The sequence below is a fragment of the Streptomyces sp. MZ04 genome, assembly GCF_004684775.1.
Lineage (GTDB): Bacteria > Actinomycetota > Actinomycetes > Streptomycetales > Streptomycetaceae > Streptomyces.
On sequence record NZ_SRIC01000496.1, the window covers coordinates 1 to 2816 of the forward strand.

General features: G+C 72.1%; 2 protein-coding genes and 2 pseudogenes. 3 read left to right on the forward strand and 1 reads right to left on the reverse strand.

Features of this window, described 5'->3' with window-relative positions; all coding sequences use genetic code 11:
- The 3 genes and pseudogenes from E2651_RS44495 to E2651_RS42390 all read left to right on the forward strand — a co-directional run.
- Window positions 1-441 (forward strand): annotated as a pseudogene (locus E2651_RS44495) (MFS transporter); the annotation flags it as partial.
- Window positions 442-612: 171 nt separating this feature from the next.
- Window positions 613-987 (forward strand): hypothetical protein, encoded by a 375-nt coding sequence (locus E2651_RS42380; RefSeq protein ID WP_135336594.1) that lies wholly within the window; start codon window positions 613-615, stop codon window positions 985-987.
- A 171-nt stretch (window positions 988-1158) separates the two neighbouring features.
- Window positions 1159-2661, forward strand: coding sequence for a SulP family inorganic anion transporter (locus E2651_RS42390; RefSeq protein WP_135336595.1), 1503 nt, complete (start codon window positions 1159-1161; stop codon window positions 2659-2661).
- A gap of 55 nt (window positions 2662-2716) precedes the next feature.
- Here E2651_RS42390 and E2651_RS45840 read toward each other — a convergent pair.
- Window positions 2717-2816, reverse strand: a pseudogene (locus E2651_RS45840) (short-chain dehydrogenase); the annotation flags it as partial.

Here is a 2816-nt window from a genome sequence, read left to right on the forward strand (position 1 = left end):
AGAGACAGGTTCGTGGGCCGGGTGGGGGCGCGGGCCACGGCGGCGGTGGGACTCGCGCTCGCCGCGGCCGGCACCGGCCTGCTCACCGGCGTCGGGCCTGACGGCAGCACGTGGGCGGTGGTGGCACCGGGCATGTCCGTGGCGGCACTGGGACTCGGCTCGGTGTTCGTCGCGGCCACGACCACCGCACTGGGGTTCATCGACCCCGAGGAGGCGGGCGTCGCGTCCGGCGTGGTGAACACCTTCCACGAAGTGGGCGGCTCGGTGGGCGTCGCCGTCGTCTCCACGGTGGCCGCGTCCGGCATCGAAGGCGGGACGAGCGGCGGATTCGCGAACGCGTTCCTGGTGTGCGCCGTCGCGGCCGCGGTCAGCGCTGCCGCCACCTTCGTACTCGTACCGCGCGGGAAGCCGCAGATGACGGGCGGACCGCACGCCCACTGACCGGCGCCGGGCGCGGCCCCAGGGCCGTGCCCGGCACAAATGCGCCACATACACGCGATCGAGGGGTGACTATCGCGTCATGTCACCACCAGGTCACCCGGGTGACACATACGCCGGTTAAGTTACTTGGTGACGATGCGAGTTACGCAGCCACGTGAGGACTTTGCCACTGTGACGGGAGCCGGAGTGCGCCGATGGGTGCTGCCCGCGGCGTTGATCGCCGTGGTTCTGGTGATCGTCCAGTTCTTCGCGCAGGGGGTGGGCGAAGCGTCGTCCGCCGCGGAGTCCCGCACGGCACCGGCCACCGCGCCCTACGCGCACTGCGGCGACGAAACGGACCCCGAAGAGACCTCCGAGCACTTCCGGGCCCGTGGCCGCCCGAACTGCCGCGACCTCACTCCCGACTCCGTCGTGCGCACCGGCACCGGGACCGTCACGTCCCCGGACGGCGCCACGCCCGCGCAGCGCCCGGTCGTCTGCGCCTACCCCGAGTCAAGACCCGCGGGTCGCGAACTACCGGCACTCTTCCAGGTCTTCCGCTGCTGATCGGCTCCTCCGGCACGACGGCGTCCACGCACGCGCCCCACTCGGGCGCCACGCGCGCGTGACCCATCCGCGCGTCCTCGTCCTCGCCCTCGTCCTCGCCCTCGCCCTCGCCGGAACCGACACGTCCACGTCACACCGATGCGCCCCCCACAGCGCTCAGGAGTCATCGACATGCAGCATTCCCCTGCCTCACCACTCGATCGCGCCCGCTCGCTCTTCCGGTCCCCGGGCGTCGCGCGGCACGATTTCGCCGCCTCCGTAGTCGTCTTCCTCGTCGCGCTTCCCCTGTGTGTCGGCGTGGCCGTCGCCTCCGGGGTACCCGCCGAACTCGGTCTGATCACCGGCATCGTCGGCGGCATCGTCACCGGCCTCCTTCCCGGCAGCAGCCTCCAGGTCAGCGGCCCCGCCGCCGGACTCACCGTCCTTGTCTACGAAGCCGTCCAGGAGTACGGCATCGCGGCGCTCGGCGCCCTCGTGCTCGCCGCCGGGATCCTCCAGCTCGCCATGGGCGCGCTGCGGCTCGGGCGCTTCTTCCGTGCCATCTCCGTGGCCGTCGTGGAAGGCATGCTCGCCGGCATCGGACTCGTCCTGATCGCCGGGCAGTTGTACGCCATGGCGGACCTCGAGGCCCCCGCGAGCGGGCTCGGCAAGATCGACGGTCTTCCCGGGCTGCTCACCGACATCTTCGGCTCGGGGCGCGCCCTGACCGCCTTCGGTCTCGGCGCGGGCACCATCGCCGTACTCGTGCTGTGGCGCAGGCTCCCCGCGAAGGTCCGCGTGGTGCCCGCCCCGCTCGCCGCCGTGGCGCTCGCCACGGGTGCCTCGCTGCTCTTCTCGCTGACCGTGGCCACGGTCGAGGTGCAGGGGCTCCTCGATGCGGTTCAGATGCCGGACGCGGCCGCCTTCGGCGAACTGGCCGGAGTCGGCGCCATCGGCACCGTGCTCGCCTTCGCCCTGATCGCCTCCGCCGAGAGCCTGTTCAGCGCGGCCGCGGTGGACCGCCTGCACGACGGTCCGCGCACCTCCTACGACAAAGAACTGATCGCCCAGGGCGCGGGCAACACCGTGTGCGGGCTGCTCGGCGCGCTGCCGATGACCGCCGTCATCGTCCGCAGCGCGGCCAATGTGCAGGCGGGTGCGCGCACGAAGGCGTCCCGCGTCCTGCACGGCGTGTGGCTCCTCCTCTTCGCCGCGCTGCTGCCCGCCGCGCTCGGCCTCATCCCGGTCGCCGCGCTCGCCGGTGTCCTCGTGCACGCGGGCTGCAAGCTGGTTCCCGTACGGCAGTTGGCGCAGCTGTGGCGTGAGCACCGCGGCGAGGCGGTCGTGCTGGCGGTGACGGCCGCGGCGATCGTCTCGGTGAGCATGTTCGAGGGTGTCCTCATCGGTCTCGCCCTCGCCATCATCAAGACGGCGTGGGAGACGTCCCATGTGCACGTGGAGGTCGTCGACAAGGGGGCCGGGCCGATCCGGGCGCACCTGTCCGGCAACGCGACGTTCCTGCGGCTGCCGAAGCTGCTGGACGCGCTGGAGGCGCTGCCTCAGGACCGGCCGATCGAACTGGACCTCGCGGGACTCCGGCATCTGGATCACGCGTGCCGGACGTCGCTGGAGAATTGGGCTGCGCGGCACAGTGCGGAGGGGACTGAGCCGGTGCGGGTCGCCTCGGGCGGGTAGCTGCCAAGAGATCGCGGCCGGAAAGTTCGGGGAAGGGGCGGGGTAGGTTCCGCCCCTACCTCGCCCCATACACCGGCTGAGGCACCTCTGCCCGCGAGAGCAACTTCAGCGTCGCCTCCCCCGCCTCCGCCGGACTCCACCGCGCCCCCTTGTCG

Bases quoted from the DNA above. Each gene is read 5' to 3' on its own strand.
- E2651_RS42390 (WP_135336595.1), top strand. From the start codon at position 1,159: ATGCAGCATTCCCCTGCCTCACCACTCGATCGCGCCCGCTCGCTCTTC.